This is a genomic window from Frateuria sp. sgz306004 (genome assembly GCF_057750885.1).
In genome coordinates, this window is record NZ_JBYLFE010000002.1 from 489,499 (window position 1) to 509,952 (window position 20,454).

Annotated in this window: 20 protein-coding genes and 1 other RNA gene; 10 read left to right on the forward strand and 11 right to left on the reverse strand. The window is 63.2% G+C overall.

Annotated features, from left to right (window positions below; genetic code table 11):
- Positions 1-17 precede the first annotated feature (17 nt).
- From AC3G2C_RS05510 to AC3G2C_RS05535, 6 genes are all read right to left on the reverse strand, one after another.
- The gene (locus AC3G2C_RS05510) at positions 18-1,496 is read right to left on the reverse strand and encodes an alpha/beta hydrolase (protein WP_488383610.1); all 1,479 of its coding nucleotides are present in this window, start codon (positions 1,494-1,496) and stop codon (positions 18-20) included.
- Positions 1,497-1,647: 151 nt separating this feature from the next.
- Positions 1,648-1,944, reverse strand: a complete 297-nt coding sequence (locus AC3G2C_RS05515; RefSeq protein ID WP_488383611.1) for a helix-turn-helix transcriptional regulator — start codon at positions 1,942-1,944, stop codon at positions 1,648-1,650.
- 154 nt (positions 1,945-2,098) lie between these two features.
- Positions 2,099-2,431, reverse strand: a complete 333-nt coding sequence (locus tag AC3G2C_RS05520) for a hypothetical protein (RefSeq protein WP_488383612.1) — start codon at positions 2,429-2,431, stop codon at positions 2,099-2,101.
- A gap of 770 nt (positions 2,432-3,201) precedes the next feature.
- Positions 3,202-3,375 (reverse strand): DUF1328 domain-containing protein, encoded by a 174-nt coding sequence (locus tag AC3G2C_RS05525; RefSeq protein ID WP_488383613.1) that lies wholly within the window; start codon positions 3,373-3,375, stop codon positions 3,202-3,204.
- 155 nt (positions 3,376-3,530) lie between these two features.
- Complete coding sequence (locus AC3G2C_RS05530) at positions 3,531-3,644, reverse strand: CsbD family protein (protein ID WP_488383614.1); 114 nt, start codon at positions 3,642-3,644, stop codon at positions 3,531-3,533.
- A gap of 145 nt (positions 3,645-3,789) precedes the next feature.
- The gene (locus AC3G2C_RS05535) at positions 3,790-4,134 is read right to left on the reverse strand and encodes a BON domain-containing protein (RefSeq protein ID WP_488383615.1); all 345 of its coding nucleotides are present in this window, start codon (positions 4,132-4,134) and stop codon (positions 3,790-3,792) included.
- 384 nt (positions 4,135-4,518) lie between these two features.
- Between AC3G2C_RS05535 and AC3G2C_RS05540 the strand changes: the two genes are divergently transcribed.
- Positions 4,519-5,994, forward strand: a complete 1,476-nt coding sequence (locus tag AC3G2C_RS05540; RefSeq protein WP_488383616.1) for a PAS domain S-box protein — start codon at positions 4,519-4,521, stop codon at positions 5,992-5,994.
- Between the two features lie 504 nt (positions 5,995-6,498).
- Here AC3G2C_RS05540 and AC3G2C_RS05545 read toward each other — a convergent pair.
- The 5 genes from AC3G2C_RS05545 to AC3G2C_RS05565 form a co-directional block, all read right to left on the reverse strand.
- On the reverse strand, positions 6,499-7,065 hold the full coding sequence (locus AC3G2C_RS05545) for a fasciclin domain-containing protein (protein WP_488383617.1): 567 nt from the start codon (positions 7,063-7,065) through the stop codon (positions 6,499-6,501).
- Positions 7,066-7,702: 637 nt separating this feature from the next.
- On the reverse strand, positions 7,703-8,155 hold the full coding sequence (locus AC3G2C_RS05550) for a VOC family protein (RefSeq protein ID WP_488383618.1): 453 nt from the start codon (positions 8,153-8,155) through the stop codon (positions 7,703-7,705).
- A gap of 212 nt (positions 8,156-8,367) precedes the next feature.
- On the reverse strand, positions 8,368-8,910 hold the full coding sequence (locus tag AC3G2C_RS05555) for a GNAT family N-acetyltransferase (protein WP_488383619.1): 543 nt from the start codon (positions 8,908-8,910) through the stop codon (positions 8,368-8,370).
- A 171-nt stretch (positions 8,911-9,081) separates the two neighbouring features.
- Complete coding sequence (locus AC3G2C_RS05560; RefSeq protein WP_488383620.1) at positions 9,082-9,438, reverse strand: YraN family protein; 357 nt, start codon at positions 9,436-9,438, stop codon at positions 9,082-9,084.
- Positions 9,438-11,270 (reverse strand): penicillin-binding protein activator, encoded by a 1,833-nt coding sequence (locus AC3G2C_RS05565; RefSeq protein ID WP_488383621.1) that lies wholly within the window; start codon positions 11,268-11,270, stop codon positions 9,438-9,440. The genes AC3G2C_RS05560 and AC3G2C_RS05565 overlap by 1 nt, the downstream gene beginning before the upstream one ends.
- Positions 11,271-11,363: 93 nt before the next feature.
- On the opposite strand from AC3G2C_RS05565, the gene rsmI reads away from it, so the two are divergent.
- From rsmI to mraY, 9 genes are all read left to right on the forward strand, one after another.
- Positions 11,364-12,191, forward strand: a complete 828-nt coding sequence (gene rsmI / locus AC3G2C_RS05570) for a 16S rRNA (cytidine(1402)-2'-O)-methyltransferase (RefSeq protein ID WP_488383622.1) — start codon at positions 11,364-11,366, stop codon at positions 12,189-12,191.
- A 135-nt stretch (positions 12,192-12,326) separates the two neighbouring features.
- An RNA gene (gene rnpB, locus AC3G2C_RS05575) (RNase P RNA component class A) lies at positions 12,327-12,693 on the forward strand.
- A gap of 322 nt (positions 12,694-13,015) precedes the next feature.
- Positions 13,016-13,462, forward strand: coding sequence for a division/cell wall cluster transcriptional repressor MraZ (gene mraZ, locus AC3G2C_RS05580; protein ID WP_488383623.1), 447 nt, complete (start codon positions 13,016-13,018; stop codon positions 13,460-13,462).
- Between the two features lie 61 nt (positions 13,463-13,523).
- Positions 13,524-14,447: a 16S rRNA (cytosine(1402)-N(4))-methyltransferase RsmH gene (gene rsmH / locus AC3G2C_RS05585; protein WP_488383624.1), complete on the forward strand. Its 924-nt coding sequence runs from the start codon at positions 13,524-13,526 to the stop codon at positions 14,445-14,447.
- 5 nt (positions 14,448-14,452) lie between these two features.
- Entirely contained in the window at positions 14,453-14,716 is a 264-nt protein-coding gene (ftsL, locus tag AC3G2C_RS05590; RefSeq protein ID WP_488383767.1) for a cell division protein FtsL, read from the forward strand.
- The gene (locus tag AC3G2C_RS05595; protein WP_488383625.1) at positions 14,713-16,527 is read left to right on the forward strand and encodes a peptidoglycan D,D-transpeptidase FtsI family protein; all 1,815 of its coding nucleotides are present in this window, start codon (positions 14,713-14,715) and stop codon (positions 16,525-16,527) included. The genes ftsL and AC3G2C_RS05595 overlap by 4 nt, the downstream gene beginning before the upstream one ends.
- Positions 16,524-17,996: a UDP-N-acetylmuramoyl-L-alanyl-D-glutamate--2,6-diaminopimelate ligase gene (locus AC3G2C_RS05600; protein ID WP_488383626.1), complete on the forward strand. Its 1,473-nt coding sequence runs from the start codon at positions 16,524-16,526 to the stop codon at positions 17,994-17,996. The genes AC3G2C_RS05595 and AC3G2C_RS05600 overlap by 4 nt, the downstream gene beginning before the upstream one ends.
- The gene (locus tag AC3G2C_RS05605; protein ID WP_488383627.1) at positions 17,993-19,363 is read left to right on the forward strand and encodes a UDP-N-acetylmuramoyl-tripeptide--D-alanyl-D-alanine ligase; all 1,371 of its coding nucleotides are present in this window, start codon (positions 17,993-17,995) and stop codon (positions 19,361-19,363) included. The genes AC3G2C_RS05600 and AC3G2C_RS05605 overlap by 4 nt, the downstream gene beginning before the upstream one ends.
- The gene (gene mraY, locus AC3G2C_RS05610; RefSeq protein ID WP_488383628.1) at positions 19,353-20,453 is read left to right on the forward strand and encodes a phospho-N-acetylmuramoyl-pentapeptide-transferase; all 1,101 of its coding nucleotides are present in this window, start codon (positions 19,353-19,355) and stop codon (positions 20,451-20,453) included. Before AC3G2C_RS05605 ends, mraY begins: the two co-directional genes overlap by 11 nt.
- The last annotated feature ends 1 nt before the right edge of the window (position 20,454 follow it).

Consider the following 20,454-nt stretch of genomic DNA (forward strand, 5'->3'; position numbering starts at 1 on the left):
ATCCCACCGCCGGCCGTTTACGGCGACGTGGCCACGCTGGCGGCAGGGTCGGGGATCACCGCCTCGATGCGCTCGCGCACGTACGGGTAGAACGGGTTGGAGCTGATGCGCAGCACGGCATCCAGGTTGAGCACCAGCGCGCCGCGTTCGCCGCGCGGCGCCTGCGTGCCCAGTCGCACGCCGTAATTTTCGCGGGTGTCGGGCTCGGTGCCGTACAGCGGGTCGGTGGGCGGAAAGGGCAGTGCAATGTGCGACAGCGAAAAAATGTCGTCGGGGTAGCGGATAGACAGCGGCGCTTCCTCCACCGTGGTTTGGTTGGCTTCGGTGGTGCGGGTGACGGTGCGGCTGTCGTCCACAGCCGTGTTGGCGATGATGGTGGTGCGGTAGCGCCGTGGCGCGGGCGGTAACAACTGTTGCAAAGCCTGCAACGCGCTCGCACGTAGCAACGAGTCGAACCGATGGTTACGGTTAACGTCGAACAACACGATCTCGCTGCCGTTCGCCGGCAACTGCGCATACAGTGTGCGCATCACCGCAGAGGCGCGCACTGTATCGTCCACCACCGATTGAAAGGTGAGCATGGGTGGTAGCCGGGCAAGTTGATGCTCGCGCGCCATGCGCAGCAATTGGCTGCGCACCACATCGGTAAGCAGGTAAGACTGCCGCGCCGCGTTCACCGGAAACGAGTTGTACTTGAACGGGTTGTACTCGGGCACCACATCCAGCCACGCCGCCTTGGCAAACGGTGGCAACACGGCTGGCAGGCCTGCCAGCCCCGCAAAGCGGGCAAACGACGTCACGCCGATCATCGGCGAGAGCAACACCAGCCGCGAGGGCATCGGCAGCTCACTGTGCTGGCTGGCATCCAGCACGTACTTCACCGCCAACGCGCCGCCGTTGGAGTAACCCACGATGTGGATGGGGCGATTCGCCCCTACGCGTCGCCGGGCCTCGCGCATGGCCAGTCGTGTGGCGGCCAGCCAATCCGGCCACTGCGTTTCGGTGAGCGCGGCCGGCACCGTGCCGTGCCCCGGCACGCGCAGCCCAATGGCCACAAAGCCGCGCGCGCGATAAAGCTCCGCTATGTCGCGCAGGCTGTACGGCGAATCGGTAAGGCCGTGAATAAGCACCACCGCGCCCAGCGGCGCGCCGGCGGGCTGTAACACGTAAGAGTGGTTCCAATCGTGCGCAAAATGGCCAGGGTAGAGCGGTGAGCCATCGAAATAGCGATTGGTGGCTACGCGCTGCGCGGGCGTGAGCTGATCGCTCACGTGTGTGCGCACCTCATCAAACACGCGCTGCTCGGCCGCCAGGTAGCCCGCCCAGTCGGTGGCATCGATCTGCTCGGCGGTAAGCTCGTGCGGCACATAGGTTTGCCACACCGCCAGGGGCGCACCGCGCTGCGAATCCCACGCGCGTATCGCGAGCACCGACAGCAGAAAAATCAGCACTACCAGTGCGGTCCACTTGCCGAGTTTGATCAGCGTGCGAAGCATGGAGAGTCCAAGGCGTGCGATGGCGCAGGTATGGAATGCTACAGGTGAAGGCCAAGTGCAAGGCAGCCAGCCATGTCGCCCCTTGGCCGCCCAACGCCCCAACGGGCCAGGGCATGACCCGCACGTTCAACGAATGGGGCCATGCCGGCGTCTAAGGCGACGCGCCGTACGTCGGCTCCTCCAGCTCCAGGCGCGCCTGCAACACCATCCAGTACAACGCCGTGGTGTTGAACGCGCGCGCAAACATCTTCGCCAAGTCGAGTGTCATCGGCTTGCCATTCATCATCCAATCCTTTAACTGCGCGCTGGTGATGCCGATGCGCCGCGCCGTCTGCGCAAAGGTGAGGTCATCCGGCAGCATGTAATCGTGCAGCAGCACCTGCGCGGGTGAGCGCACGGCCAGCACACGGCTGACGTACATGCGCGGTGAGAGGGGAATCCGACTCATCACTGTCCTTAGTTGATGTGCGCGCACGCTTAAACACGCCGGCGCGAGCGCAGCGATAGATGTAGGCAACTGCCCGGTTTAGTCGTAAGTGATCGCCAAGGTGCGGCACACCGGCAACACGCCCGGTGCGCCGCGAGGGCGATCAACGGACGGGTCAGGTGCTGGCGGCGGGTTTTTGGCCCAACAAGCGCGCGTAGGTGTGCAGGTAATGCACAGCCAACGATAACCCCGCGGATTCCAACGGGGTTAGGGCAAGCTGGCGTACCGGCTGGGAACCTCGGCGCGACGGGGCGAGGAGAGCCTCCTCGCTATCCATCAGCAGACCCAGCAAGGCGTCTGCGGAGCGGGCAATACCGATCAGCGTTAACAACCGCTGCTCTGCGTCCCCAACCTCAGCTGGGGGAGCCAGCGTGTCGGCGGAGGTCGCGTGCGTAGCCTCTAGTGGGAAAGACGGGCGTGCGCGTGCCGTATGATCGTGGATAGCCATGATCAACTCCTGCATAGTTGGTGATGGTTAGCGGGTCGTGAGTGGTGAGACACTCACGGCCCGCGCCTCGCGGCCCAAAGGCCACGGTTGCGCGCAGCGCGGATTCAGAGACACCCCACGCGCAACGAGACAAAAAGTAACAGAGCCCCGCCGAACACCTTGTCAGCTAACAGCGCGCCAAGCCATGCGGTCCCGGCGCGCAAATGAGGCGGCATGCGCTGTCAGCGGGCTAGGGGGAAGGCGGTGCGCGGCTCGCCCGCGAGCGTGGGATGCGCGGCTGTTGGTCGAGCGATTTCGCCGTGGTTCGCAACCGCTGGTTGAGGTATCAGTCGCAAGCGGAACGTTCCGTGGACAACAGGGACATTGCCACTTTAGCGATTGGATCACTGCTTAGTTTGCAAAGCTAAGCCCACGCGATCATCGCTTGGATCTGCAAATGCCCGCCGAGGGATGCGCTTATGCTGATCGTCATCCCGGCGAACCCCAAAAGGGGGTAAGCCCGAAAAGGGGGGCAAGTCCCAAAAACGGGGCTTGCCCCTTTTGGGGTTCGCAGGAATGAGGTGCAACTTGTCGTCGAATCAGACCTTCCCTAGGGAAACTCTGATTTTGATCGTCATCCCAGCGAAGGCTGGGAACCAGTGCCTGTCATTCTCTGATTGCGAAGACACTGGATGACCAGCCCTTCGGCTGTTAGAAAGCACCTCCTGCTCTCGCCCCCTTTTTGGGGTCCGCAGGAATGACGGACAAGAAGTCGATTAATCAGACCTTCCCTAAAGCTTTGGGCCACGGCGCAAGCCGCCGAAGACCAGCGAGAGTATGAAGAGCACGAGAAAGACCATGAAGATGATCTTGGCGATGCTCGCAGCGCCTGCTGCGATGCCGGTGAAGCCGAGGATCGCCGCGATGATGGCAACAATGAAAAACACGATGGCCCAATGGAGCACGCGATTCTCCTGTTTCTGTCGATGAGTACGAGCGGATGACGAGGCCCGGGTTACATCACCGCGAGCCGTGGATGAGGCATCGACTTTCGATGCCACTTGCCTCCTTTGCGCGGACCGGAAGGCGGCGTTAAGCCGCCCCCGGACCGTCGGCCCTTTTACAGGGTCTTATCGAATTCCTCGATCTGCTTGTCAGCCTCGTCCCTGGCGATGCCATAGCGTTCCTGCAGCTTGCCAGCGAGATATTCGGTGCTGCCTTCGGCGACTTTCATGTCATCGTCCGTCAGCTTGCCTCACTTCTGCTTGATCTTGCCGCTGAGCTGCTTCCACTGACCTTTGATCTTGTCTTCGTTCATGGTTGAACCTCCGGGGAAATGTGTTGCGTGATACGTGTGGGTATGTTCCGTGGCCACTCGACTAGTTGCTGGTCTTCAGGCCAGAGGAGTCCACCGAGGTCACGCCTTTGACGCTGCGTGCTGCGGCCACGGCCTTTTTCACCACGACATCGCTCGCGACCACACCCGTCAGGGTGACGGCGCCGTTCAGTGTTGTGACGGAAATGTCGGCACTCTTCACGCCGTCCGTGGTTGCCAGCTCTGCCTTCACTTTGGTGGTGATCCACGTATCCGTCGTGGGTTGATTCGAGCTGGACCGGCTCGCATCCTGCGGTTGCGCATAGGCAAGCTGGTGACGATCCGCTGCGCTGCTCAGGAACAAAACGCCTGCCAATGCCAGTGACGATAGAGTGAATAAGGGTCGCATGGGGGGAGCTTCCTTCTGTGCGTAGAATCAGTGGGTCGCAAGCGCCTTATTTCTTGGTCGGCGCACCGTGATCCTGTTCGTGCCGACCTGGCTGCTGCGGCTGGCTATGCTTTTGATGGTCGGTGTGTTGCTTGTCGTCATCCCGTTGCGGGGGACGGGGTTTGCGCTCATCCGAATGCTGCGAATGCGATTTATGGCTCGTATTCATGGGTATGCACCTCGGTCTTGGGACGCGCCATCGGGAAGTCGATGGCCTATTGAACCTAGGCGCTTCACCATGCGGTCACCAGATCAAAAGATACTGGTGGATCTAGTACTTTCAGCCCCTGGTCGGTACCTCGGTGCCGCACAAAGATCATGCATACCAACAGAGCGATTCACGCCATGGAATCGACCACCGACACCCCAAAAGTTGATCGGCACCAGCTTGAACAGCTCATTGCCGGGCTCGCCGAGGGCGTTGTGGTGATCGACCCGGATCTCTCCATTGTCTGGGCCAACAACATGGCGCTTGAAATGCATGGCGTCGAAACCACGGCGGAGCTTGGCGCGAATGTCACGGAGTACCAGAAGAAATTTGTGCTGAGGTATCGAAACCACCATCGCCTGAAGCCTGACCAGTATCCGACCGAACGAGTGCTGGATGGCCAGACCTTCCGCAACGTGGTGGTGGAGGTGACGCGCGCGGACGACGGCGACTTCTTCCGCATTCATCAGGTGCACAGCCTTGCACTCACCAACGCCGCGGGTTCCCGCGAATCATTGGTGCTGATCATCCAGGATCTCACCGAGCAATTCAGTGCTCAGGAGCGCTTTGAGCGCGCATTTAATGCCAACCCCGCTCCGGCGTTGATATGCCAGCTTTCGACCCTGAAATACATCAAGGTCAATCAGGGCTTCCTGGAGATGACGGGTTACGAGCGCGATGCGGTGCTCAACCAATCCATCTATAAACTGGACGTACTCGAGGGCACCGACGACCGCGAAGGCGCTATCCGGTGCCTGCAGGAGTGGAGCACGATCTCCCAGCGGGAGGCCGTGCTCCGCTTGCCCACGAAAGACGTCGAGAAGTTCGTGATCGTGGCCGGTCAGCCAATCGAAATCGAGGATGAGAGGTGCATGCTCTTCACCTTCATCGACCTGGATGCACGCAAGAAGGCCGAGACAGCCCTGGCCCAGAGCGAAGAGCGCTTCTCCAAAGCCTTCCGCCTTGCGCCCGTTCCCATGATGTTGTGTGCGTTGCCCGAGCTAAGCATTCTCGAAGTCAATGCAGCTTTTACCGCAGGCTTGGGTTATCCCGCGGAACAAGTCATAGGTAAGTCGCCCATGCACGTAAACCTATGGACTGACGACAAGTATCATCGCGAGTTGCAGAAGCAGCTGAGCACGGGCGATGTTATCCGTAGCCAGGAGGTCTCTCTGCAAACTAGCGAAAAGGTCGTGATGGCCTGCCTGTTTTCGGCCGACGCCGTGCTTATTCAAGGCCAGGCATGCGCGCTCTGCGTCATGCAGGACATCACCGATCGCAAACGCTCGGAGATGGATCTCGTTGCGGCAATCGACGCCGTTATGAAGGATGCGTCGTGGTTCTCCCAATCGGTAATGGAGAAGCTGGCCCAGGTACGACGGACGGAAATAGGGCCCCAGGTCACGATGGAGCTTGCCGACCTGACGCCGCGCGAGCGGGAGGTTCTGACACTGATCTGTCAGGGGAACAACGACGAAAGTATCGCGACCGCCCTCAAGCTCTCCCGTCATACAGTGCGTAACCACGTGGCAACCCTGTACGCAAAGATCGGCGTGAATCGACGCAGTGCCGCCGTCGTGTGGGGGCGGGAGCGTGGCCTGGTTGGCTACTAGGTGGTGCTCTCGATGCTGAGGAGACGGGATGCTTCAACATGGAAGGCAGCGCAGAACGGCTTCAGGGCGCCTCCTTTGGGATGCTCTGATTTTGATCGTCATCCCAGCGAATGCTGGGGTCCAGCGCCTGTAAGCGCCTGAGCGCGAAGGCACTGGATGACTGGCCCTTTGGCTGCTGAAAAGCCCCTCCTGCTCTCGCCACCTTTTGGGGGTTCGCAGGAATGACGACCAAAATGTCATTTAATCAGACCTTCCCTTGGTGTGGTCTCCATTGAAACGCAATCTGTCATGTTCGCACTCCAGTTCCCTCTGACTTTGAATGGTCGACAGTGAGTTGCGGATTCAGCGGGAGCAGACATGACACGCTACCCGGCGAAGACCAAGCGAAAGCGGTGTCAGGTTCACTTCTGATGGCGTAGTAAGTGAGCCTGACGCCGTTTCTTGCTGTCGAGGCGGGCACGGTATGTCCTGCCGGTCCCGAGGATGCTTGGCAGCGACTTCCCGTCAGGGCATCAGCACCTTGTCGACCACATGAATCACACCGTTGGACTGGATCACGTCGCCAATGGTGACGTGAGCTGTGTTGCCTTTTGCATCCGTGACGGCCCAGCGGTCGCCTTCCTTGCTAACGGTCAGTGTTTCTCCCTGTACCGTCTTGAGCTCGATCTTTCCACCGCCGGCTGCTGCCTTCGTGGCTAGGTCCTGCGCCGTGATCCGCCCCGGAACCACGTGATAGGTAAGGATCTTGACCAAGCTTGCCTTGTTTTCCGGCTTTAGCAGTGTATCCACCGTGCCTTCCGGCAACGCGGCAAACGCCTCGTTGGTTGGTGCAAAGACAGTGAAAGGTCCGGGGCCGGACAAGGTGTCCACCAGCCCGGCTGCCTTTACCGCAGCCACCAGCGTGGTGTGGTCTTTGGAGTTCACCGCGTTCTGGATGATGTTTTTCGTGGGATACATCGCTGCTCCACCCACCATCACGGACGCCGGCGCATCCATCGTTCCGGCGATGGCCAAAGGTGAGAACGCCGTGACGCCCAGCACCAGAGCCACACCCACCAGCATCGAACGCACGCGTTGGTTGCTCTTCATGATTATCTCCGTAGCAAGCGACTTCCGGTTGGAAGCATTCTTAGATACGGAGAACGGAGGGCAACGGATGCAGTCGGCTTAAAGAAGAATCGCCGGAGCGCGTATTCCTTTCCTTTTCCCGGGATTTGAAAGAAAGGCGGCGTCTTAATCGGGCCCCGTTATTGACTCGTATGAATACCCCCATTCGGTGGCGGTTGCGTTCGGAGAGTTCATGACTTGGGTCCGCTATGGGGTGCGGAAGTGGACCTTGGGCGAGATGATGAATCTCGGACTACGTGTACAGAAGGCCAAATACTCCGAGGATGAAAACGGCCCCCGTGATCGTCGTAGCAACGACTTGGCTTCCGGATGCCAGGTAGCTTCCACCCCATATGACCGGGTACAGCACGAGGGGGATCAGGATCGAACGACTCATTCGAAGCTTCATGCTCGGCTCGTTGTCGCTTTGTCCAGTTTGACGTTGTAGTGGCAGAAACGGTCTGCATTCGGGTCGCATGCAGACCTAACTGAAGATCAACGAGGCTAAGGGCATCCGTGGAAACTTGCCTCTTTCGGGGCCCCGTCGACCGAGACGGCAAAACAATCGTCCATCATGTAAACCGGCTGTTTGTCGTGATAACTAATGCTTAGGCTCCCAGAGTTCGATCTTGTTGCCTTCGGGGTCCTGTATCCAGGTGAAGCGGCCGTTGGGGTCGCTGTCGTCGCGCTTGAGGATGGTGACGCCTTTGGCGTGCAGGCGTGCGAGTAGCGCATCCATGTCGTCTACGGCGTAGTTGATCATCCATCCACTGGTGGATGGGTCGAAGTATTTTGTCGATGCGGGAAACGCATTCCATGCGAGTGCGGGCGGGTGCTTGGGTGCGTCATAGCGGAGCGCTGCGCCGCCCCAGGCTTCCACGGGCATGCCAAGTACGTCGCGATACCACGCGGCGAGTGTCTTTGGGTCTTTCGCTTTGAAGAACACGCCGCCCACGCCGGTGATGTGTCCGGCGGGTGGCGCGGATGCGGCGGTTGCCAAGCCGGCGAATGAGGGCAGGGTAAGGCACAACAAGAGAATCCATCGGCGTTTCATCTATGTGCTCCCAGTAGGTGTGTCTTGCGTTGTGCTTGGGTGTGGCTCGGTTGAGTTGCGCTGGACTGCGCGCGTGGATTGGGGTGCGGCCTGGTGCCCATGCATCCAGCTAGTTACGTCAACGCCAGTCGAGCAAAAAGCTAACGGATGTTTTGTGCGGGCGGCGCCGGGGTTCTGCGATTGCGCCGTGAGCCCCGTTGTCTGCCATCTCGTTAGATGGTCGGGTCGGGGATGGTGGCGGTTGCGAAGGGCGAGATAACCGCCCAGCCAAGGCGTGCGTACAAGCTGCGGCCATCTTCCGTCGCCACCAGAAGTTGAGGGTTGCTGGCGAATTTCCTTGCGGATGCAAGTGCAGTCATAACGGCTATGCCCAGCCCCTTTCGCCGGTGATCGGGTGCGGTTTCGATGCGATCGTAGACGAAAGCATCCATGGTTTCCGCTGCCGTGCCGTTGGCGGCGAGCTCCCCGTTGGGCGCAACAATATGCACTTGGGTCACGGAGCTGTCTTGGTGGACTTGCAGGGTGTAGCCATCTGGCAAGGGGCCGGTTTCGCCAGCGGGTGCAATCGCCTCCATGAAGTAGTTTTGCGGCTGAACCACCCACCTCGCGGGAAGGGTGCTTTGCAACGCTTGGTTGGTGTCGCATAGCTTTAGGTAATGTCGCGGGCTCGAAATATCACGCGCGATGTCACGCAGGCCGTCGCATAGCGTGGGAAACACCCAGCGGATGTGTTCCTTTTCCGAGTGGGTGTCCACTCTAAAGCCGCCGCGGTCGCGCACGGGTGGTGGCGACTTTCGCGCCAGCGAGTGTGCTGCTTGCCATGCAAAGACAAGCGCGGGGTCGATAGCTGGGCGAACCATCATTCCATCCATATGTGGTTTGGGCGCGGCATCAGGTATGCGTTGTGGGTGGTTTGCGACGTGGGTTCAACCCGCCTCAAAGGCTCGTTTCCACCAGCGCATGGTGGCGTGCTCGATGGGGCCATCGTAGGCGACGACATCGAAGCGGCATGCACGATGGGCGTGTTGGGCGTGGCTGGCGAGCCACAGTTCGGCCGTCTGGATGAGTTTGGCCTGTTTGCCCCGGGTGACCGAGGCGGCGGCGTCGCCGCGGCTGGGGCTCAGGCGATGGCGTACTTCCACAAACACCACGGTGCCTTGGTCGAGCATGACCAGGTCGATTTCGCCGTAGCGGGTGGTGTAGTTGCGCGCCAGCAGGGTGAGGCCGGCGCGGCGCAGTTCGTCGCAGGCGCGTTGTTCAAACAGCGCGCCTGCGGCTCGCATCAGTGTTGGGTCGGCTGTTCGTTGGTGTCGGTCGGCGGGGCCAGTGCCGGGGCGCTATCCATTTGCAGGCTGCCGTTGAGCGGGCGTGCCAGGCCATCCTGGAACTTGGCCCAGACCAGCACGCGGCGAATGCGGCCGAACTGGTCGGCCGTGAGCTGGCCACTGGCGCCCGGCAGGTAGCTGCCCGGGTGGGCGCGCAGCCAATCCAGGTAGGGCGCGAGGTTCCACGCGTCCATGCCAAAGGCGAACAGGCGCGCGGAGGTGCCGCGCGCGCTGGGCAGTTGCGCGGCGATGTCGCCGTGGTTGGGCAGGCCGGGCTGCACGTCGAACAGCCAGGGTGCGTCGCAGAACTCCACGCCATCCAGGTCACGGTTGGCGCCGGCATCGTCCTGGCCCGCATAGATATGAGAGGTGCCAATAACGGGCAGGCCGATGCGTGCGAGCTTGAGTTGCGGCAGCAGCAATCGCGCCTGCTGCGGCTTCATGCTGATGAAGAGGCCGGTGCCGGTCGGTGCTTCGGCATCTGGCGCGTTGCTGGGCATGCCCAGGCCGCTGATGGTCGATGCATAGTTGACGCCGCTGGCAGCAAGGGTACCCATGCCGGCGATCTTGCCGCCGCGTGCTTCCATTTCTGCCTTGAAGGCCTTGGCGGCGCGCTGGGCAAAGTCGTCGTTGCTTGCGATGACGTAGGCGCTGGTGAGCCCGCCTTCCACCATGTGGTCGGCCGCTTGCGCGCCTTCGGTTTCCGGCAGCAGGCCGAACTCGCTCACGCCGTTGGCGGGCAGGCTCTTGTCGTCGGGGTGGTTGAGGGCGAGCAGGGTGACGGGTAGCTGCGGCAGGCCGAACAGGGCAGACACTTCGCCGCGCGTGAGCGGCCCGATCACCAGTTGCGCGCCGTCGGTAACGGCTTGTTGATACGCCTTGATGGCGCCAGGCGCCGTGCCGCCGGTGTCGTACACGCGCACGGGTGGGCGCGGCAGGTGGTTGCGTCCAGCATCGGCATAGGCGGCAAAGAAGCCTTCGGTCACGGCGCTGCTGGCGGCGGCGAGGTTGCCGGTGGTGGGCAGTAGCAGGGCCACGTGCGTGGGCATTTTGAAGCCCTCGCGTACGTTTGCGCCTTCGCCCGGAATCATGGTGCCCACTTCCTGCTCCAGCGACGGCGCTGGGCGGGCCACGGCAATGCCTAGCTGGGTGAGGGCTTCGTTGACCCACGGCAGCATGCGATCGCCCTGTTGCATGGCGGCAGCGCGTTGCTTGAGCGGCTCGGCGCCCAGCTTGGTCAGCAGCGATACGACCTGCTTGCGGTTTTGGGTTTGGTCGAGGCCGGTGAGCTTGTCGTCCATCTCCACGCGCGAGCGCGCGGCGCCCCACAGGTCGCCGGTTTGTTGCATGGCCTGCGATCGCAGTTCCAGCAGGCGCAGTTGCAGCGCGGGCGGCACGCTGATGTTCGGCTGGGTAGTGAGCTGCAGGGCGCGGGCGGCGTCGTGCTGCTTTAGTGCCACTTCGGCCTGCAGCAGATCCAGGCGCGAGGGTTCGTCACCGGTGAGGTGTTGGCGGCGGATGGCGCTGAGCAGCGGAGTGGCGCGATCGAGCTGGCCCTCCTGGCGGTAGGCCTCGGCGGCGAGTAGTTGATAGTGGTCGCGGTTGCTGCCGGTCTGCGCCAGGGCCAGGTAAGCCTGGGCGGCGTCTTCGAACTTGCCCTGCTGGGCGAGGGTATCGGCCTGCTGGCTGGCGGCGATCTCGGCGGGCGAGCGCTCGATGGTCGGCGGCACACACGCACTGAGGGCCAAGGAAATCAGCAGGGCGAGGCCTGCGGCGCGATGCAAGCGCATGGTCAAATCCCTTCGAGCTTTTTGACGACAGGGTCGGCGGATGGGCGATGATAGCCCATTGGGTCGCCGCCTCGCGGTGCAGGAAACAGCAAGATGTCACAGATTCAGCCCGGCCAATTGTGGGTTGTTGCCACGCCCATCGGCCATCGCGACGATTTTTCCGCGCGCGCCATCGAAACCTTGCGATCGGTGGCGGTGATTGCGGCGGAGGACACGCGCCACAGCCGTCCGCTGCTCATGCACTACAACATCGCCACGCCGCTGGTGGCGTTGCATGAGCACAACGAGCGTGAGGTGGTGGATGCCATCGTGCGCCGCTTGCAGGGTGGTGAATCGGTGGCGTTGATCTCCGATGCGGGCACGCCGTTGATCAGCGATCCGGGCTTTCGCCTGGTGCGTGCCGCCCGTGCGGCCGGCATTCGTTGTGTGCCGGTGCCGGGTGCTTGCGCGGCAATTGCGGCGCTGTCGGTGGCGGGTTTGCCCAGTGATCGCTTTGTGTTCGAAGGTTTTCTGCCGCCCAAGGCGGCGGCGCGGCGCAGCCGCTTGCAGGAGCTGGCGGGGGATGCGCGCACGCTTATCTTTTATGAGTCGTCGCACCGCGTGGCCGAAAGCCTGGCGGATATGCGCGATGTTTTTGGCCCCGCGCGCGAGGGCGTGCTGGCGCGCGAGCTGACCAAGTTGTTCGAAACCGTGTTGGGTGAGCCGCTGGGCGAGTTGGCTCAGCGCGTGGCGAACGACCCGGACCAGCAGCGTGGCGAGTGCGTGATCCTGGTGGCAGGGCGCGGTGAGGAAACCGATGCGCGCGAGGCGGAAGGGCGTCGCGTGTTCGCCATCCTGCGCGAGGAGTTGCCACCGGCCAAGGCGGCCAAGCTCGCGGCAGCCATTACCGGGGCGCCGCGCAAGTTGTTGTACGAGGGTTGAGAAGGGTTCGTCAGGGCGTCGGCGGCGATGGGCGCGGGCGCTGCCTTCAAGGCTCGTCCTAAAGGCGCTGGCTTTGTTGAGGATGCCGGTGTTTCTCAGGCCCCATGAGCGCCGCGTTCCACTACAATGTGCGGCGGAGTCGGCCGGACAGTCGCGTCGCGCGCAAGCGCATCGAGGAAAGTCCGGGCTCCATAGGGCAAGGTGCCAGGTAACGCCTGGGCAGCGTGAGCTGACGGCCAGTGCAACAGAGAGCAGACCGCCGAACGGCACTTTCGGGTGTGCGTGGTAAGGGTGAAAGGGTGCGGTAAGAGCGCACCGCGTGCGGGGCTAACGCCGCATGGCACGGTAAACCCCACCTGGAGCAAGACCGAATAGGGGAACGATAACGCGGCCCGCGTTGTTCCCGGGTAGGTTGCTGGAGCCTGGCGGTGACGCCAGGCCGAGAGGAATGACTGTCGCGCCGCAAGGCGTACAGAACCCGGCTTATAGGCCGACTCCCCCTCTTCACGCCCGCTCATCGACGTTTCGGCCCCTCGGCCGGAGCGTCGATGGGCGTGTGGCGGCGGGCATGAACAGGCGGTTCATCCCGGCTCCGTGGAAGGGCTTCGGCGGCGCCCCCAAGGGCGGTAATGAGGTGATGGCGATCTTGAAAAAAACCCAGCCATTCAAACACCTTGGGCGGTTTCCTCATAAAAGGCTGGAATTGCTGCCATATCGCCGCCTTTCTCATTGATTCACAAGCAAAATTACCTTGACAGTCTCAGGGGGCGAGACTATCGTGGGTTCCTGTGTGAAATCGTGGGAATTCGTGGAGCCTATCGGTCGTGTTCCAGGGCGAAACCGCCATCACTGTTGACGACAAGGGCCGGCTGGCCATTCCGACCGCGTACCGCGAGTTGGTGGCCGACGCCTGCGCCAATCGTTTGGTGATCACCTACAACCCCTTCGAGTCGGGCTGCCTGTGGGTATTCCCGTACGCGGAGTGGGAAAAGGTGCGCGACCAGGTCAACGCGCTGCCCAAGGTCAAGGCGGCTCATCGCGACATGCAGATGAAGCTGGTGGGTGCGGCCGCCGTGGTCGAGCCCGACGGCGCTGCACGCGTGTTGCTGCCTGCCAGTCAGCGCGCCACCACGGGTATCGAGAAGAAGGCGGTTCTGCTGGGTATGGGCAACAAGTTCGAGCTTTGGAGCGAACAGGCCCACCTGGCCAAGATCCGCCAGACCATCGGCGAAGACGAGATCACCGACGAGATGGCGGAGCTGTCGCTGTAACCGGCCACGGTTATGGCGCAGCGGAGTTAACGGGAAGGGACGGAGCGGGAGTGCGGGCGGCATGGCCGAGCAGTTAGTGCACATCCCGGTGATGCTGGGTGAAGCAGTGGAGGGACTCGCCGTGCAGGCAGGCGGGCGTTATCTCGATGGCACCTTCGGACGCGGCGGCCACGCTCGCGCCGTGCTGTCGCGCCTGGGCCCCGAGGGGCGTCTGCTGCTGATGGATCGCGACCCGCGAGCCATCGCCACGGCGCAGGCCGAGTTTGGCAATGATCCGCGCGTGTCCATTCGCCACGCCAATTTCTCCAGCATGGCCGAGTGGGAAGAAACCGCCGGCGGGCTGGACGGCATCCTGCTCGACCTGGGCGTGTCCTCGCCGCAGCTGGACGAGGCCGAGCGCGGTTTCAGCTTTATGGCCGATGCGCCGCTGGATATGCGCATGGACACCACGCAGGGCGAGAGCGCGGCGGATTTCCTCGCGCACGCTTCGGAGAAGGACATTGCCGATGTGCTGTGGACCTACGGCGAAGAGCGCTTCAGCCGCAAGATCGCTCGCGCCATCGTGGAGCGACGCACCGAAAGCCCCATTACTCGCACCGGCGAGTTGGCTGCGCTCATCGAGCGCGTCGTGGGGCGTCGGGAGCCGGGCAAGCACCCGGCCACGCGCAGCTTCCAGGCTTTGCGCATTCGCGTGAACGGCGAGCTGGATGCGCTGGACCACGCGCTCGATTCGGCGCTGTCCCTGCTCAAGGTGGGAGGTCGCCTTTCCATCATCAGTTTTCATTCGCTGGAAGACCGCGCGGTAAAGCTGTTCATTCGCGATCATTCCGGTCGCGTGCAAGGCAGCCGCCGTGGCCCGCCGGTAGTGGCGGCGCCTGCGCGCCTGGCGCCGGTGGGTAAGGCGCAGTTTCCGTCCGAGGCCGAGCAGGCCGCCAATCCGCGCTCTCGCTCGGCGGTGTTGCGTGTGGCGGAGAAGCTCGCATGAAGGTACTGGGCGGCCTCTTTATGATGATCCTGATCGCGGCGGTGCTGACCAGCGCCATTGCCGTGGTGTGGACGCGTCATCAGAGCCGCGTGTTGTTCGTCGAACTCACTCGCCTGCAGAACCAGCGCGACGAGCTGAATGTCGAGTACGGCAAGCTGGAGCTGGAACAGGCCACCTGGGCCGAGCCGCGTCGCGTGGATGACGAGTCGCGGCAGCGGCTCGGCATGGTCAATCCCAAGCCGCAAGACATTCAGTTGGTGCGTCGATGAAGCCGCGCCCTCGTCCCGCCATTCACCCCACTCGCCGTCGCAGCACGGGCCCCAGCGCCCGCAACCGCATGGTGTTGGTGGTGGCTGTGCTGGGCCTGGCGTCGCTGGGCCTGGTGGCGCGTGCGTTCGACATGCAGGTGGTGCGCAAGGGCTTCTATCAGAACCAGGCCGACGCGCGCATCCTGCGCGAAGTGCCCATTGCCGTGTCGCGCGGCACCATCTTCGATCGCAATGGCGAGCCGTTGGCGGTGTCCACGCCGGTGGTGTCGATCTGGGCCAACCCGTCTGAGGTGCTGGATAACCAGGACAAGCTGCCTGCGCTGGCCGCCGCGATCGGCATGGATGCGGATGCGCTCAAGCAGTACCTGATGCAGCGCTCGGAGCGCGAGTTCGTCTACCTCAAGCGCCAGATGTCGCCCGATGCGGCGCAAGCGGTGCTCGACCTGGCCGTGCCGGGCGTGAACGGTCAGCGCGAGTTCCGCCGCTTCTATCCGTCGGGCCCGGTGATGGCCCACGTGCTGGGTTTCACCAATATTGACGACCACGGCCAGGAGGGCCTGGAGCTGGCCTTCGACGACTGGCTGGCCGGCAAGCCGGGCGCCAAGCGCGTGATCCGCGATCGCATGGGCCACGTGGTGGAAGACGTGGAGCTGGTGAAGGCGCCGCAGCCAGGTCGCGACATTACGCTCAGCATCGATCGTCGCATCCAGTTCCTGGCCTATAACGAGCTCAAGAACACCATCGAGCAGTCCGACGCGGACTCCGGCTCCATGGTGATCATCGACGTGCGCAACGGCGAAGTGCTGGCCATGGTGAACTGGCCCACCTATAACCCGAATGCGCTGCGCAGCAGCAGCCCGTCCAGTCGCCGCAATCGCGCGATGACCGATGTGGTGGAGCCGGGCTCCACCATCAAGCCGTTCGTGATGGCCGCTGCGTTGTCCAGCGGCAAGTACACGCCGACGGGCCCGCTGGTGGATACGGGCAACGGCCACTTCTATTACATCTCGCACGATATCCGCGACACGCACGCCTACGGCATGTTGTCGCCCACCGGCATCCTGGCCAAGTCCAGCAACATCGGCGCCGCCAAGGTGGCGATGACCCTGGATACCGGCCTGATGTACGACACCTATCGCGCATTCGGTTTCGGCTCCAGCACCAATAGCGGTTTTCCGGGCGAAGCCTCGGGTTACCTCAAGGCGGGCAAGAGCTGGGGCATGCTGGAAAAGGCCATCCTGGCGTATGGCTACGGCCTCAACGTCACTCCTCTCCAGCTTGCCAACGGTTACGCCACCATCGCCGATAACGGCGTGATGCACCTGCCTACCTTCGTGAAGGGTTCGGACAACGAAGCCAAGCAGATCATCGACCCCAAGATCGCCAATGAGCTGGTGCAGATGATGGTGTCCGTGACCCAGCCCGGCGGCACCGCGGCACCGTATGCCTGGATCGCCAACTATGGCGTGGCCGGCAAGACGGGTACGGCACACAAGGCCCAGGGCGGTAGCTACGCCAAGAACAACTACAGCGCCGCCTTCGCCGGCATCGTGCCGGCATCCAATCCACGCATGGCTGCGGTAGTGGTCATCGATAACCCGAAAAAGGGCAGCTACTACGGCGCGCTGGTATCCGGCCCCGTGTTCGCCAAGGTCATGGACGGCGCCCTGCGCCTCATGGACGTGCCTCCCGACAACATCGGCCGCTGGTATGTCGGCGGGCCGCTGCAAGGACAGAACGGTTTGACGAGTACGAAACAACCCGTCGTCGAAACAGTAGACGACGCACCGATCGAGGGGGCCACACCATGAGCGCCCGCCTCGATCAGCTCCTCCACGGCATCGCCGACGCTCCTGGTGTCGGCGATATCGTCGTTTCTGGGCTCAGCCTGGATTCGCGCCAGGTGCGCCCTGGCGACGCTTTCTTCGCGCTGCGCGGCACGCGTGAGCACGGCATCCACTTTGCACCGGGCGCGGTGGCGCGCGGCGCGCGCGTCGTGCTGGCGGAAGCCCCGGCAACGGACCCGGTCGATCTTGATGTGCCCGTGCTGTGGATCGACGGCCTGCACGCGCAGGTGGGCGAGATCGCCGCGCGGTTCTTCGATCACCCGTCCCGTGCGCTGCACGTGATCGGCGTGACGGGCACCAACGGCAAGACATCCACCGTGCAGTTGCTGGCGCAGGCGCTGGAGCACCTGGGGCATTGCGCGGCCACCATCGGCACGTTGGGCGCTGGCTTGCATGGGCAGATCAGCGAAGGCGAGCGCACTACGCCCGACGCGATCAGCGTGCAGGGTTTGCTCGCCTCGTTCCGCGAACAGGGCGCAAGCCACGTGGCGATGGAAGTGTCCTCGCATGCGCTGGAACAGGGCCGCGTGGCGTCGGTCGCCTTTGAGGTGGCTGCCTTCACTAACCTCACTCGCGACCATCTCGATTACCACGGCAGCATGGAGGCGTACGGCGCCGCCAAGGCCAAGCTGTTCGCATGGCCCACGCTCAAGGCGGCGGCCATCAATGTCGACGACACCTTTGGTCGCTCGCTCGCCACGCAGATGCCGGCCGGCAAGCGCGTGCTGCGCCTGAGCGCGGAAGGCGACGCCACGGCGGAGATTCGCGCCACCGACGTTGTGACCTCGGCCGAGGGCCTTGCCTTCACGCTACACACACCCTGGGGCACGCGGGCAGTTCGCAGCCGCCTGCTGGGCCGCTTCAACGTGGCCAACTTGCTGGCCGTGGTGGGCAGCCTGGGTGCGCTGGGCGAGTCGTTCCCGCGCATGGTTGAAGCCGTGGAGGCGCTGGCGCCGATCAACGGCCGCATGAATCGCCTGGGCGGCAACCATGGCCTGCCGCTGGTGGTGGTCGATTACGCCCACACCCCGGATGCGCTGGAGCAGGCGCTCAACGCACTGCGTTCGCATTGCGAGGGTCGCCTGATCTGCGTGTTCGGCTGCGGCGGCGAGCGCGATGCGGGCAAGCGCCCCCAGATGGGCGCCATCGCGGAACGTTTGGCCGATCGCATCATCGTGACCGACGACAACCCGCGCGGCGAAGACGGCAACGTCATCGTGGCGCAGATCGTCGCCGGCCTGTCGCATCCGCAGGACGCCATCGTGCAGCGTGACCGCGCCGAGGCGATCCAGCAGGCGCTGGCGTCCGCCAAGGCGGGTGATGTGGTGTTGATCGCCGGCAAGGGACATGAGACCTACCAGGAAGGCGCGCAGGGCAAGCGTCCGTTCGACGACCTGGCCGTGGCCCGTCAGGCGCTGGAGGTGCACGCATGATGCGCCTTAGCGCCATCGCCCTGTGGACGCGCGGTCGCCTGATCGGCACCGACGTGGATATCAGCGGCGTCGCCATCGATACACGCAAGCTCCATCCAGGCAACCTGTTCGTCGCCATCAAGGGCGAGCGCGTGGACGGCCACGATTTTCTGGCCGAAGCCAAGGCGCGCGGCGCCGTGGCCGCGCTGGTCACACGCAAGGTGGAGTTCGATCTGCCGCAGGTGCTGGTAGACGACAGCGAACTGGCACTGGGCGACCTCGCCAGTGCGGTGCGTGCGCAGAGCAACGTACGCGTGATCGGCATTACCGGCTCCAACGGCAAAACCACGGTGAAAACGCTGACGGCGTCGATCCTGTCGCGCCACGGCCGCACGCACGTCAATGCGGGCAATTACAACAACGAGTTGGGCTTGCCGCTCACCTTGCTGGCGATGCCGCAGGATACGGAATACGCCGTGCTGGAAATGGGCGCGGGCAAGCCGGGCGACATCGCCTATCTCGCTGCCATTGCGCGGCCCGATATTGGCCTCGTGAACACCATCGCGCCGGCGCATCTTGAGCGCATGGGCAGCGTGGAAGGCGTGGCCGAGACCAAGGGCGCGTTGTACCAGGCGTTGCCGGTGGACGGTGTGGCAATCATCAATGCGGACGATGCGTTCGCCAGCTTCTTCACGGGGCTGGCCGGCACGCGTCGCCAGTTGCGCTTTGGGTTGGACCACAAGGCCGATGTGGGCGCGGACATCCTGGATCAGCGCGTGGATGGTTCGCACTTTCTGCTCAGCACGCCGGTGGGCGATGCCGAGGTTCAATTGCCGCTGGCCGGCCGCCACAACATCGCCAACGCGCTGGCCGCGGCGTCCATTGCGCTTGCGTTGGACGTGCCGCTGGACACCATTGTCGAGGGCTTGGAGCAGGTGCCTGGTGTTGCCGGACGCCTGCAGTTCGAGCGCATGGCCGGCGGTTGGACGCTGATCGACGACAGCTACAACGCCAACCCCGGTTCTGTCGGCGCCGCCATTGATACGTTGGCGCTGGCCTCTGGCCAGCGCTGGTTGGTGTTGGGCGATATGGCTGAGCTGGGCGACAACGCCGCGGCGTTACACGCGAGCATCGGCGAGCGCGCTCACCAGCGCGGCATCGATCGACTGTTCGCCGTGGGGCCGCTCAGTGCCGCCGCCGCTCAGGCGTTTGGCGAAGGCGGTGTCCATTTCGAAGACAAGGCGACGTTGATCGCCGTACTCAAGCAAAACCTGCACGGCGGCGTGACCTGCCTGATCAAGGGCTCGCGTTCGTCGGGTATGGATCAGGTGGTGGCCGCCATTCGCGACAACCATGGAAAAGGGGAGGGCACATCCGATGCTGCTTGAACTCGCAGACTGGATGGCACGGCACTTCACCGCCCTGCACTTGTTCCAGTACATCACGTTCCGCACGATCATGGCCGCGCTCACCGCGTTGGCTATGTCGTTGCTGTTTGGCCCCAACCTGATCCGCAAGCTGGCCGACCTCAAGGCGGGCCAGGTGGTGCGCAAGGATGGCCCACAGACGCATTTGTCCAAAGCCGGCACGCCGACCATGGGCGGTGTGATGATCCTGCTGGCGGTGACTTTGTCCACCTTGCTGTGGACCGATCTGCACAACCGCTATGTGTGGCTGGTGCTGGCGGTGCTTCTGTGCTTTGGCGTGATCGGCTTTTACGACGACTACAAGAAGCTGGTGCTCAAGGACAGCCGTGGCCTGGCTTCCCGCTGGAAGTATTTCTGGCAGTCGGTGTTCGGCCTGGCTGCAGCGCTGTTTCTTTATTACACCGCGCCGCACGCCAATGGCAGCCTGCCGGTGGCGGAGACCGCACTGTATGTGCCGCTGTTCAAGCAGGTCGCGATTCCGCTGGGTGTCCTCTTCGTGGTGGTGGCCTACTTCATGATCGTGGGCTTCTCCAACGCGGTGAACCTCACCGATGGCCTGGATGGCCTGGCGATCATGCCGACCGTGCTGGTGTCCGGCGCGCTGGGCGTGTTCGCCTACCTGGCAGGTAACAAGGTGTTCTCCGAGTACCTGGGTATTCCTTCCATCCCCGGTGCAGGCGAGTTGGCGATCTTCTGCGGCGCGCTGTCGGGTGCAGGCCTGGGCTTCTTGTGGTTCAACACATATCCGGCCCAGGTATTCATGGGTGACGTCGGCGCGCTCGCCATCGGCGCCGCGCTGGCCGCCATCGCCGTGATCGTGCGCCAGGAGATCGTGCTGCTGGTGATGGGCGGCGTGTTCGTGATGGAAACCGCCTCGGTGATGATCCAGGTGGCGAGCTTCAAGATGACTGGCAAGCGCGTGTTCCGCATGGCGCCAATTCATCACCATTTCGAGCTCAAGGGCTGGCCCGAGCCTCGTGTGATCGTGCGCTTCTGGATCATCAGCGTTGTGCTGGTGCTGATCGGTCTCGCCACGTTGAAGGTGCGCTGAC

Coding starts and splice junctions, on each gene's coding strand:
- AC3G2C_RS05530 (WP_488383614.1), bottom strand. CDS start 3,644: ATGAAAGTCGCCGAAGGCAGCACCGAATATCTCGCTGGCAAGCTGCAG.
- mraY (WP_488383628.1), top strand. CDS start 19,353: ATGCTGCTTGAACTCGCAGACTGGATGGCACGGCACTTCACCGCCCTG.
- rsmH (WP_488383624.1), top strand. CDS start 13,524: ATGGCCGAGCAGTTAGTGCACATCCCGGTGATGCTGGGTGAAGCAGTG.
- AC3G2C_RS05600 (WP_488383626.1), top strand. CDS start 16,524: ATGAGCGCCCGCCTCGATCAGCTCCTCCACGGCATCGCCGACGCTCCT.
- rsmI (WP_488383622.1), top strand. CDS start 11,364: ATGTCACAGATTCAGCCCGGCCAATTGTGGGTTGTTGCCACGCCCATC.
- AC3G2C_RS05535 (WP_488383615.1), bottom strand. CDS start 4,134: ATGCGACCCTTATTCACTCTATCGTCACTGGCATTGGCAGGCGTTTTG.
- AC3G2C_RS05550 (WP_488383618.1), bottom strand. CDS start 8,155: ATGAAACGCCGATGGATTCTCTTGTTGTGCCTTACCCTGCCCTCATTC.
- AC3G2C_RS05565 (WP_488383621.1), bottom strand. CDS start 11,270: ATGCGCTTGCATCGCGCCGCAGGCCTCGCCCTGCTGATTTCCTTGGCC.
- AC3G2C_RS05510 (WP_488383610.1), bottom strand. CDS start 1,496: ATGCTTCGCACGCTGATCAAACTCGGCAAGTGGACCGCACTGGTAGTG.
- AC3G2C_RS05595 (WP_488383625.1), top strand. CDS start 14,713: ATGAAGCCGCGCCCTCGTCCCGCCATTCACCCCACTCGCCGTCGCAGC.
- AC3G2C_RS05605 (WP_488383627.1), top strand. CDS start 17,993: ATGATGCGCCTTAGCGCCATCGCCCTGTGGACGCGCGGTCGCCTGATC.
- AC3G2C_RS05560 (WP_488383620.1), bottom strand. CDS start 9,438: ATGCGAGCCGCAGGCGCGCTGTTTGAACAACGCGCCTGCGACGAACTG.
- AC3G2C_RS05515 (WP_488383611.1), bottom strand. CDS start 1,944: ATGAGTCGGATTCCCCTCTCACCGCGCATGTACGTCAGCCGTGTGCTG.
- AC3G2C_RS05540 (WP_488383616.1), top strand. CDS start 4,519: ATGGAATCGACCACCGACACCCCAAAAGTTGATCGGCACCAGCTTGAA.
- AC3G2C_RS05520 (WP_488383612.1), bottom strand. CDS start 2,431: ATGGCTATCCACGATCATACGGCACGCGCACGCCCGTCTTTCCCACTA.